Genomic DNA, 16,192 nt, shown 5'->3' on the forward strand with positions numbered 1-16,192 from the left:
CCGCCCGCGCGTGCCCCCCCCCGGGCCGCCCCGCCCGGCCCGCCCCCGCGGGCCCCCCCCGCCCCCCCCCCCCCGGCCGGGGTCCACCGGGCATGTAGTCCGGCGGCAGCGACGGGACATTGTCCTTCGGTGCCGATCGCGTGTCGAGGATGAACTGCGGATCGTCGCCGAGGCGGACAGGCCGGGGGCGTGAGGCGAGCCGACGTGTGCTGTGGCCTTGGCGCAGGCAGGTCCGATCGGGCGCTCTGTCGGCGGAGGTGACGCCCGCCATCACGCCGGCGTGCATCTTGCCGGAACGGACGGCGATCCGGCGATCGAACGCAACGGCCGCCTTGAGACCGTGCTGCCGGACGGCACTGCGCTGCGCGTCGGGGAATCGTCGCCCGCAAGGCGTAGAGGCACTCGTTCAGCCGCCGCAGCCTGTGACGGCGGAATGCCATCATGATGGCGTCCTGCTCTGCCGACAGGATATTTGGGCGACGGGCCTTCGGATCTGTGGGCTGGTCGGTCACGGAGGAGCGGTTGCGCCACTTGGCGACAGTCTTGGGCTTCACCCCGTAGCGCCGTGCCAGGTCCCTCAGGCTCGCTGGACCATGCCGGATCGCGCAACGGGCCGCCTCTGTCGTGCGGGCGCTCCCGTGCAGAACCTGGCCGACAGCGCGTCCTTCCATGGCTGCGAAGGGACTGCACCGCCCAACCCTGGGACCACGGACCTAGGCGAGCTCGCAGATCTCCAGCATCGCCAGCATGTAGATGCGGATCATGTCGAGGAAATCCGGGGTATCCACGCGCTCGTCCGGCATCGTGTTGTAGCGGCCGCCGGGGCCGCAGACGATGCCCTCCATCCCCGCCGCATACTGCAGATGCGCGGCATCCGTGCCGTAATAGCCGGGCGGGCGGATCGCGCCGGTCGGCTGCTCCGCGCCGCGCACGGTGCGGTAGGCGCGGTTCACCGCGCGGACGATCGGGCTGTCCTTGCTCACCTCGAAGGTCGGCATCATCGGTCGTCCAAGCTGGTGCTCCGGCGTCAGCACCGCCTTGAGCCCTGGGAAGCGGCGCTCGAGATCGTCGAGCACCGCGCGCATGTCAGCCAGCACCGCCGCCTCGGTCTGGCCCGGCGCGTAGCGACAGGAGCCCTTGAGCCTCACGTAGTCCGCCACCTGCGGCGGCCGCCATTCCGCCAGCTCCTTGCCGAGCGCGCCATGCACCACGCCGACATGGCAGCGGTTGATCGAACGGTGTTCCTCGCTCGGCGCGCCGGAGAAGGTCATGGCGTTGAGGCGCGGGATGACGTCGCAGGCGGCCATGATCGCATCCACCGCCTCCTCCCGCTTCGACAGATGGCGGGTGATGCCGGTCAGCTCGATGATGAAGGTGAAGGCCGCGGCATGCATGGTCAGCGCCTGCAGGTCCGTCGGCTCGGCGTTGATGAAGTAGTCCGCGCGCAACCCCTGGCGGATCATCGCCAGCGTGCCGACGCCGCCCTGCAGCTCGCCGACGACGAAGGTCAGGATCACGTCGCCCCTCAGCCGGACGCCCGCCTCCTTCAGCGTCCTCACCGCGCAGTAATAGGCCGCGTCGCCTGCCTTCATGTTGGAGACGCCGATGCCATAGATGAAGCGATCATCCACCAGCCCGGCATAGGGATCGACGGTCCAGCCCTCGGTCACCGGGTTGGTGTCCACATGGCCGTTGAACAGCAGGCTCTTGCCGCCGCCGGTGCCGCGCCAGCGCCCGATCGCGTTCACGCGCTCGCCCTCGACCGGCGCAAGCTCGGCCTCGAGGCCCATGCCGCGCATGCTCTCGGCCATGAACTCCGCGAGCTTGCGCTCGCCCGGCGTCTGCGAATGGCTGGCGTGGCGCACCATGCGCGACAGGAAGTCGAGGCAAGCCCGTTCGTCCACGCGGCGGATCAGCTCCTCAGGGGACATGTGGCGCTCCCGTGTTCAGCCGCGGCACGGCGGCGATGAGTTGGGCGGTGTAGGGATGGCTCGGGCCGCGCGCAGCGAGAACCTCGGCTTCGATGGTCTCGACCAGCCGGCCCGCCTGCATCACCACGATCCGGTGCGCGATCTGCCGGACCAGGTTGATGTCGTGCGAGATGAAGAGATAGGCCGCTGCGGTCTCCCGCTGCAGCTCCATCAGCAGCCGCACCACAGCAGCCTGCACCGAGACGTCGAGCGAGGACGTCACCTCGTCGCAGATCACGAGGCGCGGCCGTGGCGCGAAGGCGCGCGCGATGGCGACGCGCTGTTTCTCGCCGCCCGAAAGCTGATGCGGGTAGCGATCGGCGAAGTCGCCCGGCAGTCGCACGGATTCGAGCAGCGCGCGCATCGAATCCTCGATCCGCCCGCCATCGGACCCGTAGAGACGCAGCGGCCGCGACAGGATCTCGCGCACGCGCTGGCGCGGATTGAGCGAGCTGTCGGGATGCTGGAACACGATCTGCACCTGGCGCCGATACTCCCGCCCCATCTCGCCCGCGCCGGCGATCGGCGCGCCGTCGAAGCGCAGCGCGCCCTCGAACGACGCGAGCCCGGTCAACGCGCGCGCCATGGTGGACTTGCCCGAGCCGGACTCGCCGACCACGCCGAGGATCTCGCCGGGCCGCACCGTGAGCGACACCTCGGCGGCGCCGACCACGCCGCGTGCCTTTCGGCCGAAAAGCCCGTCGAGCAGCGATGGCCGGCCATAGCGCACCGTGACCTTCTCGGCCTCGACGAGCGGCGCGCCCGCTTCAGGCGTTGTCGTGGCAAGCCGCTCCTCCGGCCGCGGCACGGCGGCGAGCAGCGTGCGCGTATAGGCGTGCAGCGGCGCGCCGAAGACCGCCTGCGTCGCGCCCTGCTCCACAATGCGCCCGCGCTGGATCACCGCGACGCGCTGCGCCAGGCCGGAGACGATCGCAAGGTCATGCGAGATGTAGAGCGAGGCGACACCCGTCTCCCGCTGCAGCTCGGCGAAGAGGTCGAGGATCTGCCGCGCCGTGACGACGTCGAGCGCGGTGGTCGGCTCGTCGAACAGGATGCATTCGGGGCGGCAGGCGAAGGCGGTGGCGATCACCACGCGCTGCTTCTCCCCGCCCGAGGCCTCGTGCGGGTAGCGCCGCATCATCCCCGTGGGGTCGCGCAGCCCGACGCGGCCGAACATCGCCTCCGCCTCCGCCCGCGCCGCGGAAGGCGAGAGGCCGCGATGCTGCTCCAACGCCTCGGTGATCTGCCGCCCGAGCGTCAGCGTCGGGTTGAGCGAGGTGGAGGGGTCCTGGAACACCATGCCGATGCGCGCGCCGCGGATCGCCGTCAGCTCGCGCTTCGCCAGGCCCTGAAGGTCGAGTCCCGAGAGACGCAGCGTGCCCGCGCGCTCGATCGCATTCGGCGCCAGGTAGCGCATGATCGCCCAGGCGAGCGAGGTCTTGCCCGAGCCGGATTCACCCACCAGGCCCACCACCTCGCCGCGGCCAACCGAGAGCGAGATGTCGTCCAGCGCGCGGAAATCGCCGTGCGGCGTCGCGTAATCCAGCGTGTAGCGCGCGATGTCCAACACGGCGCTCATGTGCGCGGATTCAGCGCGTCGCGCAGCCCGTCGCCGAGCAGGTTGAAGCCGATCGCCACCAGCGCGATCGCGACCGAGGGCCAGACGATCATCCAGGGGCTGAGATGCATGAAGCGCCGCGCCTCGCTCACCATCAGCCCCCATTCCGAGGCCGGCGGCTGCGCGCCCAGGCCGAGGAAGGAGAGCGTCGCGAAGAGCATCACCGCGAAGGCGACGCGGATGCTCATCTCGACGATGATCGGCGCCACCACGTTGGGCAGCATCTCGCGCAGCACGATGTAGCCCGCGCCCTCGCCGCGCGCGACGGCGGCGTTGACGTAGTCCTGCCGCCGCACCGCCAGCGCGACGGAACGCGTGATGCGCGCCATCCCCGGTGTGAAGGCGATGGCGATGGCGAGCACCGCATTCTCCGCCCCGCGCCCGAGCACCGAGACGATCAGCAGCGCCAGCAGCAGCGAGGGCAGCGCCATCACCGCATCCACGGTGCGCATCACCGCCTCGTCCACGCGCCCGCCGAGGAAGGCCGAGGCCGTGCCGATCAGCGCGCCCGCCAGGCTGCCGAGCAAGGTCGCGAGCAGCGCCAGCAGCACTGTCGCGCGCGCGCCCGCCAGCAGCCGGCTCAATATGTCGCGCCCGAGCTGGTCCGTGCCCAACCAGAACTCCGGCCCCGGCGGGCGGTAGCGCCTGAGCGGGCTCAACGCCTCCGGGCTGTGCGGCGCGAGCGAGGGCCCGGCGATCGCCAGCACCAGCACGAGCGCGACCAGCACCACGCCGATGCAGCCCTGCGGCGAGCGGAGCAGGCGGCGCAGCAGCTCAGGCATACTGGATCCGCTTGTCGAGCGCGGCGTAGCCGAGATCGGCCAGGAAATTCATCACGCAATAGGTCGTGGCCATCACCAGAGCGCCGGCCTGGATCATCGGCAGGTCGCGGTTCTGCACCGCCACGATCAGCGTCCGCCCGATGCCCGGGATGGCGAAGATCTCCTCCACCACGATGATGCCGCCGAGCACATAGCCGACATCCAGCGCGACGATGGTGATGGTCGGCAGCAGCGCGTTGCGCAGCGCATGCCGGCGCAGCACCAGCCGCTCCGGCAGGCCCTTGAGGCGCGCGGCGCGCACATAGTCGGTGTGCAGCACGTCCACGAGCTCCGAGCGCACCATGCGCGAGACATGCGCGACAAGGATCAGCGAGATGGTGACGACCGGCAGCGCCAGGTGCTGCAGGGCGCGCAGCGGGTCCTCTGCCAGCGGCACGTAGCCCGTCGCCGGCAGCCAGCCGAGCAGATCGGCGAAGACCATGATGGCGACCGTCGCGGTGACGAATTCCGGCAGCGACACGCCGATGTAGGAGAAGAGACCGAGCGCGACGTCACCCACGCCGCCGCGGCGCACCGCCGCGATCACGCCGAGCGGCAGCGCGACCAGCAGCATCAGCCCGATCGAGAGCGCCGCCAGCAGCAGGGAACGCGACAGCGCCTCCAGCACTTGCGGCAGCACCGGGAGGCCGGTGCGCATCGAGATGCCGAAATCGCCCGACAGCACACCGCCCAGCCAGCGCAGATATTGCGTCCAGACCGGATCGCCGAGCCCGAGGCGCTCGCGCAGCGCCGCGAGCTGCTCGGGCGTCGCGTTCTCGCCCATCAACATCACGGCCGCATCCGCCGGCAGCACCTGGGTGATGCCGAAGACCAGAAGCGACACGACGAGCAGCGTGTAGAAGATCAGCCCGGTGCGGCGGAGCAGGTAGCGCGCCGACACGGCTCAGCCCCGCCGCGGCGCGCCCTCGCCCAGCCAGACATGGTCGATCCGGAACACCGCGCCACGCGGATGCAGCCGGTAGTTCTGGACGTAGCCGCGATGCGCCGCCAGCAGGTCGAAGAAGACCGGGATGATGGAGGGAACCTCCCGGTGCATCATCGCCTGGGCCTCGCCGTACAAGTCGCGCCGGCGCGCCTGGTCGGCGGTGCGGCGTGCGGTCTCGACCAGGCGGTCGAAAGCCTGGTTGTTCCAGCGTGTCTCGTTCCAGGCCGCGTTGGAGGTGTAGAGCAGCGAGAAGATGCCGTCGGCGGTCGGCTGCATGTTGTAGAAGCCGATGTAGAAGCTGCCCTTGCGCCAGACCTGCTCGAGATAGGTGGCGTGCGGCATGGTCTGCACCTCGATCTCGAATCCGGCCGGCCGCGCCATCTCGCGCAAGGCGACCGCGAGCTGCGTGCGCACGGCCGGCCGTTCGGAGGCGATGATCGTCGCGCGCAGCCCGTTGGCGTGTCCGGCCTCGGCCATCAGCCGCCGCGCCGCCGCGATGTCGGGCCGCTTGAGCGGCAGGTCACGATGATAGGTGTAGGCGCCGTTGAGCGGCGTGTCGTTGCCAGGCGTGCCGTAGCCCTCGGCGACGAAATCCACCATCGCGGCGCGGTCCACGGTGAGCGCGAGCGCCTGGCGGACCCGGATGTCGTTGAAGGGCGCGCTGTCGCAGCCGAGGTTCACATTGCAGAACTGGCCGGATGGGGTGCGCAGCACCTTCACGCCGCTCGCGCGCTGCAGCCGCGCATACTCCGTCGGCAGCACCGTCATCATCACGTCGGTGCTGCCGGAGGCGAGCGCGGAGCCCTCCGCGGTCGGGTCCGGATACACCACCACCTCCACCCGGTCGAGGAAGGGGCGCTGCCGGTCGTAATAGGCCGGGTTCCGCTCCACGACGACCTGCCGCTCCGGCTCGAAGGAGACGAGGCGGAACGGGCCCGTGCCGACCGCCTCGCGGTCCAGCCTCGCCATCGCCGGCGCCTTGGTCAGTGCGGCCGGCACGATGCGCGCATTGGTGTAGGCCAGCATGACCGGCAGGTCCGCATAGGAGCCGCGCAGCGTGAAGACGACAGTGCGCGCGTCGGTCGCGGTCACGCGCGCAATCGGGCCGATGTTGTTGCGCGCCGGAGAGGCGGTGGCCGGGTCGAGCATCGCCTCGAAGGAGGCGACGACATCGGCAGAGGTGCAGGCCGAACCGTCGTGAAAGGTCAGGCCGGGGCGCAGCACGAAGGTCCAGGTGACGAGATCGTCGCTGGAGGACCAGCTCTCCGCCAGGTCCGGTTCCGGCGTCATGTCGGTCGAAAGGCGCGTGAGGCCGCTGTAGAGCAGCTCCGCCACCATGTATTCCGGGTTCACGCGCACCAGCAGCGGGTTCAGCTTCGCCACGGCCTGGTCCACGCTGAGGCGAAGCGTGCCGCCGCGGCGCCGCCCCCCCCCGGCCCCGCCCCCCCCCCCCGCGGCGGTGATCTGCGCCAGCCCGACGGGGCCGGCGGCGATCGCCTCGATCTCCGCCTCGATCGCCGGAAGCACGGCATCGGTCTTGAGCGCGAAGGCCTCGATCAGCTCCGCCAGCGGCTGCGGCCGATCGCGCTCGTTCCGCCAGAGGATCAGCAGGTCGAGGAAGCCATCCAGCAGCGCGTGCCGCCGCAATTCCTGCCAGCGCGCCGCGCCGCCGGCCGGGATCAGCCTGCCCCCGCCCGCCAGATTGTCGAGATACTCGATGATGACCTGGCTTTCGTAGAGCACGGTGCCGTCCTCCAGCACCAGGGTCGGGATCTTGCCGAGCGGGTTCTCCGGCAGCAGCTCGCGCGCCGGCCGGCGCATGGCGACGACGGTGCGCACGGTGCGGATGCGGTCGGCCAGCCCCAGCTCATGCGCGGCGACCATGACCTTGCGCACGAAGGGCGAGCGCGGCGACCAGTGCAGCTTCATCATGCGCCCCGCGCAACCTCCCCTTCAGCCTAAAGGTCAGCTTTATGACTTAAGCTCTTTTCCGCCGCATGGTCCAGCCCTAAACTCCCGCCATCTGCCCCGCCACCCGGGAGGAAGCGCGTGCATGCCGATCACCTATGCGGCGGTGAAGGATCTCTCGGCCCGGCTCTACGACTGGTCGCTGCGCAAGGTGCCGGAGGACACCAAGGCCGGCCTGGAGACGGCGCTGGCGCGCGAGACGCATGAGGGCGCGCGCCAGGTCCTGCGCATGATGCTCGGCAGCGCACGGCGCGCCGAACAGGAGGAGCGCTTCGTCTGCTCGGATGCCGGCGTGCCGGTCTATCACGTCACGATCGGCACCGCGGCGCGCCTCGAGGGCGACATCCGGCAGGCGATCGGCGACGGCTTCGACGAGTTGGTGGCCACCATCAGCCCGCCGCTGCTCAAGCATGTGACGAACCCGCTGACGAATGAGCGCGGCTACAAGGGCAAGGACATGCCGCTGATCACCTGGGATGTCGCGGGCGGCGCGGATTGGGTGGAGATCCTGTGCCAGCCCAAGGCGCTCGGCTCGGGCCGCTGGGCGGCGCTCGAGACCTTCTCCTTCCCGACGCTCGCGCAGATCGAGGAATACGTGATGAAGGTGGTGCTGCAGGCAGGATCGCAGCATTGCCCGCCGGTGATCATCGGCGTCGGCATCGGCGGCAGCTTCGACGTGGCGGCGAAGATCGCGAGCAAGGCGACGATGCGCCCGGTCGGCAGCGCCAATGCCGAGCCGGTGCTCGCGGCGATGGAGGAGCGGCTGCTGCGCGCGGTGAACGCCACGGGCTTCGGTCCGATGGGCACCGGCGGCGACACCACGGCGCTGGCGGTGCATGTGGATTACGCCTCGGGGCATGGCTACACGCCGGTCGCGGTCTGCTTCAACTGCTGGATCAACCGCCGCACCCGCGCGCGACTGCATGCCGATGGCAGCGTGGAGCGGTTTGAATGAGCGCTTCCGATGACCGAAGGGCGGAGGCGCCGGAGGCGACGAGCACCGGAGGCCTGAATCGGATGCGAAGGATGCGCTTCCCGATGACGCGCGAGGATGCGCGAAGCCTGCGTGCCGGCGACATGATCCTGGTGGATGGCGAGATCGTCATCACCGCCGGCCTGCCGACGCATCACCGCCTGCTGGACTGCGCCGATCGCAACGCGGCGCCGCCGATCGTGCTCCAGGGCGGCTCGCTGCTGCATCTCGGCTCCTACAGCCGCGACACGGCGGATGGCGGGCTGGAGGTGCTCTACATGAACCCCACCACCAGCACGCGCTTCAACGCGCTGATGCCGCGGCTGATCCGCCACTACGGGCTGACCGCGGTGGGCGGGAAGGGCGGGCTCGACGCGGCCTGCGCCGCGGCGATGCAAGAAGTGGGCTGCGTCTATCTGTCCTTCCTCGGCGGCGGCGCGCCGCTGCACACCGCGGCGATCCGCGCGGTGCGCGCCGTGGCGTGGAACGACCTGGTCGCGCATTACCGCCTGGTGCGCCTGGCGGTGGAGGGGCTCGGCCCGCTCACGGTCGGCATCGACGCCCATGGCAACAGCCTGTTCGACAGCCTGCAGGCCGGCGCCGCGGCGCGCATGCCCGAAATCATCGCGCAGCTGGAGCGCGACCGGAAAGGAGCCTCCGCATGACCGCGCTGCCCGACGGCATCGAGCCCGAGGTGCCGGTTCCCGGCTATCCGAACACCTGGACGCACACCCCGGCGCAGCCGCTGCTGCCCCGACCGGCGGGCCGCGCGGAGATGGCGGGCCTCGTCGCGCTGCACCGCAAGCTCGTGCCGGGTGCGGTGAACCTTGCCGAGGCCACGCCCGGCCGGCCGGCGATCGGCCAGCTCATGCGGATCGGTGGTCGCATCCTGGACGAGGACGGCCGGCCGGTCGCCGGTGCCGTTGTGGAGCTCTGGCAGGCCAATGCCGCGGGGCGCTATGCGCACGCGAATGACGGCAGCGCCGCGCCGCTCGATCCGAACTTCTTGGGCCATGGGCGCGCGCTGACCGACGCGGATGGGCGCTATGCCTTCACCACGATCAAGCCCGGCGCCTATGCGGTGCCGGTGGAGGAGACCTGGTGGCGCCCGCCGCACCTGCATTTCTCGGTGCACGGCCCGTCCTGCCTCGCGCGGCTGGTGACGCAGATGTATTTCCCCGGCGAGTCGCTGAACGCGCTCGACCGCATCCTGAACGCGATCCCCGACCCGGCCGCGCGGTCGCGCATGATCGCGCGCTTCCTGCCGCCGGCTTCGGTCGGCGACCTGTTCCTCGGCTTCACGCACGACATCGTGCTGCGCGGCCGCCATGCGACGCCGGAGGGCTGACGATGGTCCCGACCTCCCAACAGACCATCGGCCCGTTCTTCCCGGCGGATTTCTTCGGCCCGGCCGACCACGACCTCACGCGCGTCTCGGCGGATGCAGCTCCGACGCGGCGCGGGGAGACGGTCCTGCTGCGCGGACGCGTCACGCGGCAGGACGGGCTGGCGTGCGTCAACGCGGTGCTGGAACTCTGGCAGGCCGATGCGTCAGGCCGCTTCGCCGCGCTGGATGCCGGGGCGGATCCGGACTTCCTGGGCTGGGGCCGCACGCGCACCGATGACGAGGGGCGCTACGCCTTCCGCACGGTGCTGCCCGGCGCCTTCGCGGATGCGCTCGGGCCGCGTGCGCCGCATGCGAACCTCACCGTGCTCGGCAGCGGGCTGATGCGCCGGGTGCTGACCACCGTGTTCTTCCCGGGCTTCGCCGCGGAGCAGGAAGGCGATCCCGTGCTGGCGCTGGTGCCCTCGGACCGCCGCGCGTTGCTGCTGGCCGCGGCGGATGGCGAGGCGGACGGGCTGCGTGCGTTCCGCTTCGACATCCGCCTGCGGGGAAAGGCGGAGACGCCCTTCTTCGCGGTGTAGCCGGAAGTTGCATTCGGGGCGCGCCACGGACAATGTGCGGGCGTGACCGGCTTGTTCTCGGGGGCGCCCAGTGTCCTTCCTGTACCGCGCGGCTTGGGCGCGACCGATCCTGCTCGCGGTGCCGCTGCTCGCCCCGGCCCCGGCTCTGGCGCAGGGCGGCCTGCTGGAAGGCATCCGGGACGAGATTGCCGATCGGCTGGAGGCACGGCGCGACGCCATCGCCACGCGCCGCGGCGGCGTTCTCGGTCTTATGGGCTACAACATGATCCCGGACGGCTCCGCCAACGCCATCCAGGTGAATCGCTCCGAGGCTTCGCGCTCCGGGCTCGGCGACAACACGCTGACCCTGGGCCAGCTCGGTTTCGGCTTCACGCTGAGCGAATCCTTCCCGCTGTGGATGGAGGGCTACATCGGCTATGCGCGCTACGACCCGCGAGCCGTTTTCAGCGGCTTCGAGAGCGCGCGCGCGACGCCGCTGCGCTGGAACAACGTGGCGATGACGCTGGGCCTCGGTTATGACATCCCGCTTGTCGAGAACCTTTGGCTGCGCCCCATCGTGAACGTCGCCGCCGGATATGCCGTCGGCGATGCCTCCCTTTTGGGCAGCTTCATCAACTTCCGCACCGACCGCGACATATCGTTCCTGACCGATCGGCACATGAACATCTTCGGCGTCGGCGGGGCGCTGATGCTGGCGTACTACGACTACCGGCCGGCGCGCGATATCGACATGGAACTGCGCTACACGCATCTGCAACTGCAGACCTTCGGCGACACGCCCGAGATGTTCGCCGGCGATGCCACCGCGCAGACGCTGAGCCTCTGGGCCCGCTACCGCTGGCCGACCGGCCTCGAGGCCTTCGGCCGCCCGGTGCGCTGGGTGCTGGAAGGCAATGCCAGCCGCTATTTCGGTGACCAGGAACGCGCGCTCGGCTTCGCCTGGGCCGCGAAGGTCGGCGGCGGAATCGAGCTGGACACCGGGCGCTTCGAGCTTGGCGCCGCCGGCATCTACCTCAACCGGGTCCGGCTGGTGGCGCGCTACCTCTTCGCCGACGACAACATCACCGGCTATTCGATCGGCATCGGGATGAGCTTCTGAAGCGGACGGATCGCGTCCGCGGGCCTTTTCCAGCGGCCTTTCAGAAGCGGAAGGTCACGCCGAGGAAGGGCCCGCTCATCGCGACATCCACCTCCGCATCGGTCCTGTTCCGGTCGATCGCGATGTAGCGCCAGCCGGCGCGGGCCACGATGGCCGGGGTGATCCGCCAATCGAGCGAGCCGATCGCCTGCCAGGTGAGCTTCGAGCCGGTGTCGAAGCCGCCGACATCGCCATAGGCGGTGAGCGAGAAGCTCTCGCTCAGCCGCACCTGGCCGCGCGCGGCGACCAGCGGATCCACCCAGTTGGACGAGGTGCTGGCGGAGCGGCCGGCGAGCAGGCCCTGATTGGCGCTGATCCGCGTGTCCAGCCACCAGGCCCGCAGGCCGGCGCCGACATCGAGCCAGTAGCCCGGCTCCTCCACGGCGCGGAACAGGCCGACCACCGAGGCCTCGGTGGTGGTCATCCGGGTATCGCCCCCGCGCACGGCGATGCTGCGGGGCGTGTTGAAGCCTTCCTCCGTCTCCAGGTAGAGGAAGTCCACCAGGATGCCGAAGCGGTCGCGGCGGGCTTCCGCCGTCGCCATGGCGGCGAATTTCAGCGTGTCGAAGATGTCACCGAAATCGGCGCTGAAATCGCGGGTGCCGCCACGCGGCAGCGTGACGTCGCCGCTCACCCCGGCGAACCAGACATAGGGGGTGAGGGAGAACCGCCATTCCTCGGCGGGTGCCTGCGCGACCGCCTGCGGCGCCGCCATGGCCATGCCGGCCAGGAGCAGGCAGGCCGCGCCTGGCGCCCTGGCCAGCCTCGCCAGGCTGTGGTCCTTCGCTCGTCCAGCACGCCGTTCGGCCATGATCCCACCCCGCGCCAGCCGATGCGGCGCCCATCCCTGAACGTCGCCGCGATCGCGATCACACTTAGGGCAGCTTCGCACGACCGGCAGCGGGATGCGCTATCCGTTTCGGGCGAAGCGCCTCGCGAGGCGCCGTGCGGCGCAATCGGATGAAGGTTGCAATGGCGCCCGAGGGCGGTGCCTTATGGGGGCGCTCCCTTTCGGCCGTTCTATATTGCGCTTCGTGCATGCGATTGCGCTCGGCCATTCAGCGTCTGGAGGTCTCGGCGTTTGGGTTTTCTGCATGATGCGGCGGCCGATGCGGTTGTGCGCAGCACGACCGAGCCGGATGAATACGCCGCTGCTCTGGCAGGCGGCGAGTTCGAGTTCGTGCCGCTGCCCGGAACGCGCTTCGCCGCGCGGCACCGCCTGCTGCGCGTCTCGGACATGCTCGTCCAGCAGGCCGACTGCACGCAGCATACGATGCGTGGCGCCCTGCATGCGGGGCTGAGCGCGCTGCTCGTGCCGCTCCACTACACGGCCGGCCCGGCGCGGATGAACGGGTCGGAGGTGAACGCTGGCGGGGCCTTCCTGCTGACCGGCGGGGTGGAGTTCCGGGCGACCTCCACAAGCCCGGTGTCCTGGGCGGCGCTCGCGGTACAAACCGATCGCCTCGAGACATGGCTGGAACTGGCCGAGCCGGCGATTTGCACTGCCGGGCAGGCAGCCGTCCTGGGCCTGCCCGAAGCGGCAAATGCGCATCTGCTGCGGATACTCTCGGTGGCCGCCCGTCTTGCCGAGGACCCACCGGAGGCGCTGCGCGATCCCGCGTGCTGCGAGAGTCTCGGCCAGTCCCTGGCGGACGCCATGCTCGATGCGATGACCACGGGCGCGGTGCTGCTGCCGCAGCCGCGCGCGGCGGCGGAGGCGCATCGCGTGGTCCGCATGGCCGAGGACTACCTCCAGTCGCATATCGAACGGCCGGTGTACCGCGAGCAGCTCTGCGCCGCGCTCGGCATCTCGCTCAGGAAGCTGCACGACGCCTTCGTGGCCGTCACCGGCGCCGGCCCGCAGGTCTATCTGAAGCTGCGCCGGCTGCTGCTGGTGCGGCGCACCCTGCGCGCGGCGGCCGACCGGCCCGCGCTTGTGAAGTCCGTGGCGCTGTCGCATGGCTTCTGGCACCTCGGTCACTTCGCGCGGGATTATCGCCGCCTGTTCGGCGAGTCGCCGTCCCTGACGCTGACCGCGGAGCCGCGCCGCGGCGTCCGGGAACACGAAGCCGTGCGCAAGGTCGCATGAAACTTCCCCGCCGATTTGCCCATCGCGGATAGTCGAGGGCCGCCATCCGCCGCTGCCGCCCACTATGATCGGTCCCCCGGCGTCGGATCGCGGACGCTTTCGTCGCCGGCTGTTCGGCAGGGTTGGAGGATCGATGGTGCTGTTCGCAGGTCTGAGGCGTGCCGCGCTGCTCTCGGCAGCCGCGACGATCGCCCTGGGCGGTCCCGCTTCCGCCCAGGTGGTGCGGGGAACGCCAGGAACGCCGAGCGCGGTCATCACGCCGCAAGGGCTGCAACTGCCGGCCCCGACACCGCCCTTCACCGGCACCATCATGCCGAATGCCGTGGACAGCCAGCCCGCCTGGCCGCCGCAGGTCATGCCGCCCGCGCGCGCGCCCAACGTATTGCTGATCCTGACTGACGATGTCGGCTATGCGGCGCCCTCCACCTTCGGCGGCGTGATCCCGACGCCAACGCTCGACCGCGTGGCGCAGGCGGGGCTGCGCTACACCACCTTCCACACCACCGCGCTCTGTTCGCCCACCCGCGCCGCGCTGCTGACCGGGCACAACCACCACCAGGTCGGCTTCGGCAACATCAGCGAGCTGTCCACCGGCTATCCCGGCTACAACTCGATCATCCCGCGGGAGACCGCGACGGTCGGCGCGATCCTGCAGGAGAACGGCTACGCCACCGCCTGGTTCGGCAAGAACCACAACGTGCCGCCCTGGGAAGCCTCCGCGGCCGGCCCCTTCACCAACTGGCCCATCGGTCTCGGCTTCGACTATTTCTACGGCTTCGTCGGCGGCGACACGAGCCAGTGGCAGCCCGGCAACCTGTTCCGCAACACCACGCCGATCCACCCCTATCTCGGCACCAGGCCGGGTGAGTGGAACCTCACCACCGCCATGGCCGACGACGCCATCACCCATATCCGCACGCAGACCGAGATCGCGCCCACCCGTCCCTGGTTCATCCACTACGCGCCCGGCGGCACCCATGCGCCGCACCACCCGACGCGCGAATGGGTGCAGCGGATCGAGGCGATGCACCTCTTCGACGAGGGCTGGGAGAAGCTGCGCGAGCGCATCTTCGCCAACCAGCAGCGCCTTGGCGTGCTGCCGGCGAATGCAGAGCTGACGCCCTGGCCCGACTTCCTGCAGCGATGGGACAGCCTCTCGGATGTCGAGAAGCGGCTCTTCATCCGCCAGGCCAATGTCTACGCCGCCTACCTCGCCTACACCGACCACGAGATCGGCCGCGTGATCGCCGAGGTCGAGCGGCTCGGCCAACTCGATAACACGCTGATCATCTACATCAGCGGCGACAACGGCTCCTCGGCGGAGGGCTCGCTCGCGGGCACGCCGAACGAGGTGATGTATTTCAACGGCGTCTTCCTGGACGCGGAGCGGCAGATGCGCTGGTACGATGCGTGGGGCACCGACCAGACCTACAACCACATGGCGGTCGGCTGGACCTGGGCCTTCGGCACGCCCTATCGCTGGACCAAGCAGGTCGCCTCCTTCTTCGGCGGCACGCGCAACGGCATGGCGGTGTCCTGGCCGGCGCGCATCACCGACCGCGGCGGCATCCGCCATCAGTTCCACCATGTCAACGACATCGTACCGACGATCCTCGATGCCGCCGGCATCCCGCAGCCGCGCTCGGTCAACGGCATCACCCAGCGGCCGATGGCCGGATCCAGCATGGCCTACAGCTTCGCGCGCGAGAATGCGGATGCGCCCTCCACGCGGCGCACGCAGTATTTCGAGATCCTCGGCAACTATGCGATCTACCATGATGGCTGGATCGCCAGCACGGTGCCGCCGGCGCCGCCCTGGGAATCCATGGCGCCGCGGCCGACCGATGTGATGAACGGGCTGCGCTGGGAGCTTTTCGATCTGCGCGCGGACCCGTCGCAGGCGCATGACCTTGCGGCGCGTGAGCCCGACCGGCTGCGGGCGATGCGCGAATTGTTCATCATGCAGGCGACGGAGAACCAGGTCTTCCCGCTCGACAACTCGACCCTCACGCGGATGATCCAGCCCCGGCCGGGGCCGGCGGCGGGGCGGCGGCAATTCGTCTATACCGGGCCGTCCTGCTGCACCCAGGCCAACGCGGCGCCCGGGATCATCAACCGGTCGTACCGCATCACCGCCGAGATCGAGGTACCGACCGGCGGCGCGAACGGTGTGCTGGTCACGCAGGGTGGCCGCTTCGCCGGATGGGGCTTCTACCTGAAGGAGGGCCGGCCGGTCTTCACCATGAACCTGCTCGACCTCGAGCGGGCGAAGTGGGAAGGGCAGCAGGCGCTGCCGCCGGGGCGCCACACGCTCGTCTTCGACTTCACGCTGAACCCGCAGGGCCCGATCCCCTTCGGCCATGGTGGCACCGGCGTGCTGACGGTGGACGGGCAGGAAGTCGCGCGTCGCACGCTGCCGCACACCGTGCCCTTCACCTTCGCCTGGGACGAGACCTTCGACGTCGGCATGGACACCGGCACGCCGGTGGATGACGGCGACTACCAGGTGCCCTTCGCCTTCACCGGGCGGATCGGGCGCATCACGGTGGACCTCGGCGACAGCCCGGTGAACGCCGAATCGGTCGCCGGCTTCCTGCAGGAGATGGCCGCACGCGCCGGCGCCGCGGGACGCGCCGCGGCACCGGCCAGCCAGCCGGCGCGCTGACGCCGGGCCTGGGGGGGGGGGGGGGGGGGGGGGGGGGGGCGCCGGGCCGCGGCCGGAGCGGCGGGGAGGCGGCGCGCC

13 protein-coding genes are annotated in these 16,192 nt (G+C 70.4%); 7 read left to right on the top strand and 6 right to left on the bottom strand.

Features of this window, described 5'->3' with window-relative positions; translation table 11 throughout:
* Window positions 1-713: 713 nt before the first annotated feature.
* The 5 genes from AC1MIR_RS03185 to AC1MIR_RS03205 are packed head-to-tail and all read right to left on the bottom strand — an operon-like array spanning window position 714 to window position 7,287.
* Window positions 714-1,931 (bottom strand): M20 family metallopeptidase, encoded by a 1,218-nt coding sequence (locus AC1MIR_RS03185; RefSeq protein ID WP_480026735.1) that lies wholly within the window; start codon window positions 1,929-1,931, stop codon window positions 714-716.
* A complete protein-coding gene (locus AC1MIR_RS03190; RefSeq protein WP_480026736.1) occupies window positions 1,921-3,549 on the bottom strand; it encodes a dipeptide ABC transporter ATP-binding protein in 1,629 nt (542 codons plus the stop codon). The genes AC1MIR_RS03185 and AC1MIR_RS03190 overlap by 11 nt, the downstream gene beginning before the upstream one ends.
* Entirely contained in the window at window positions 3,546-4,370 is an 825-nt protein-coding gene (locus AC1MIR_RS03195; protein ID WP_480026737.1) for an ABC transporter permease, read from the bottom strand. The genes AC1MIR_RS03190 and AC1MIR_RS03195 overlap by 4 nt, the downstream gene beginning before the upstream one ends.
* The gene (locus AC1MIR_RS03200; RefSeq protein WP_480026738.1) at window positions 4,363-5,310 is read right to left on the bottom strand and encodes an ABC transporter permease; all 948 of its coding nucleotides are present in this window, start codon (window positions 5,308-5,310) and stop codon (window positions 4,363-4,365) included. Before AC1MIR_RS03200 ends, AC1MIR_RS03195 begins: the two co-directional genes overlap by 8 nt.
* Window positions 5,311-5,313: 3 nt before the next feature.
* Window positions 5,314-7,287, bottom strand: coding sequence for an ABC transporter substrate-binding protein (locus tag AC1MIR_RS03205; RefSeq protein WP_480026739.1), 1,974 nt, complete (start codon window positions 7,285-7,287; stop codon window positions 5,314-5,316).
* A gap of 121 nt (window positions 7,288-7,408) precedes the next feature.
* Here AC1MIR_RS03205 and AC1MIR_RS03210 point away from each other — a divergent pair, with 121 nt between their 5' ends.
* From AC1MIR_RS03210 to AC1MIR_RS03230, 5 genes are all read left to right on the top strand, one after another.
* The gene (locus tag AC1MIR_RS03210) at window positions 7,409-8,278 is read left to right on the top strand and encodes a fumarate hydratase (RefSeq protein ID WP_480026740.1); all 870 of its coding nucleotides are present in this window, start codon (window positions 7,409-7,411) and stop codon (window positions 8,276-8,278) included.
* 71 nt (window positions 8,279-8,349) lie between these two features.
* Complete coding sequence (locus tag AC1MIR_RS03215) at window positions 8,350-8,961, top strand: fumarate hydratase C-terminal domain-containing protein (RefSeq protein ID WP_480026741.1); 612 nt, start codon at window positions 8,350-8,352, stop codon at window positions 8,959-8,961.
* Window positions 8,958-9,644, top strand: coding sequence for a dioxygenase family protein (locus tag AC1MIR_RS03220; protein WP_480026742.1), 687 nt, complete (start codon window positions 8,958-8,960; stop codon window positions 9,642-9,644). The genes AC1MIR_RS03215 and AC1MIR_RS03220 overlap by 4 nt, the downstream gene beginning before the upstream one ends.
* A 2-nt stretch (window positions 9,645-9,646) precedes the next feature.
* The gene (gene pcaG, locus AC1MIR_RS03225; RefSeq protein WP_480026743.1) at window positions 9,647-10,222 is read left to right on the top strand and encodes a protocatechuate 3,4-dioxygenase subunit alpha; all 576 of its coding nucleotides are present in this window, start codon (window positions 9,647-9,649) and stop codon (window positions 10,220-10,222) included.
* A gap of 118 nt (window positions 10,223-10,340) precedes the next feature.
* Window positions 10,341-11,321 carry a hypothetical protein gene (locus AC1MIR_RS03230; RefSeq protein WP_480026744.1) on the top strand — a complete coding sequence of 327 codons (981 nt, stop codon included), beginning with the start codon at window positions 10,341-10,343 and terminating at the stop codon, window positions 11,319-11,321.
* Between the two features lie 40 nt (window positions 11,322-11,361).
* Here the strand turns inward: AC1MIR_RS03230 and AC1MIR_RS03235 are convergent, their stop codons facing one another.
* On the bottom strand, window positions 11,362-12,075 hold the full coding sequence (locus AC1MIR_RS03235) for a porin family protein (protein WP_480026745.1): 714 nt from the start codon (window positions 12,073-12,075) through the stop codon (window positions 11,362-11,364).
* Window positions 12,076-12,327: 252 nt separating this feature from the next.
* Between AC1MIR_RS03235 and AC1MIR_RS03240 the strand changes: the two genes are divergently transcribed.
* The gene (locus AC1MIR_RS03240; protein WP_480026746.1) at window positions 12,328-13,449 is read left to right on the top strand and encodes a helix-turn-helix domain-containing protein; all 1,122 of its coding nucleotides are present in this window, start codon (window positions 12,328-12,330) and stop codon (window positions 13,447-13,449) included.
* Window positions 13,450-13,585: 136 nt separating this feature from the next.
* Window positions 13,586-16,114 (top strand): arylsulfatase, encoded by a 2,529-nt coding sequence (locus AC1MIR_RS03245; protein WP_480026747.1) that lies wholly within the window; start codon window positions 13,586-13,588, stop codon window positions 16,112-16,114.
* The last annotated feature ends 78 nt before the right edge of the window (window positions 16,115-16,192 follow it).

Source organism: Falsiroseomonas sp. RANM36 (assembly GCF_056682175.1).